Genomic DNA, 230 nt, shown 5'->3' on the forward strand with positions numbered 1-230 from the left:
GGGGTGAGCAGGCAAGATCTGGTGTGTAACATCCTGCGAGCCTTGTACAGGGGATCCGTGGCCCGCCCGCGCCGATGGTGAAGTTCTTGCTGAATGCGCCTGCGGCACTCATCGAGAGCATCACCGGCCAGGCGCACAACGTGGAAAGGATCCATGACCGCCCTCGCGTCTGGGAGCTCTTCGGCGGCGGCGCTCTTAAAGCCGGTGAATCCATCCATCGCGACGATCTC

1 protein-coding gene is annotated in these 230 nt (G+C 62.6%); it reads right to left on the reverse strand.

Going from position 1 to position 230, the window contains the following annotated elements; genetic code table 11:
* Positions 1-230: transposase (locus QP415_RS13155; protein ID WP_285100369.1), on the reverse strand; the 230-nt coding region annotated here is incomplete at both ends.

Origin of the sequence: Pauljensenia sp. UMB3104, from assembly GCF_030217285.1 — a bacterium.
In the GTDB taxonomy this organism is placed as follows: Bacteria; Actinomycetota; Actinomycetes; order Actinomycetales; family Actinomycetaceae; genus Pauljensenia.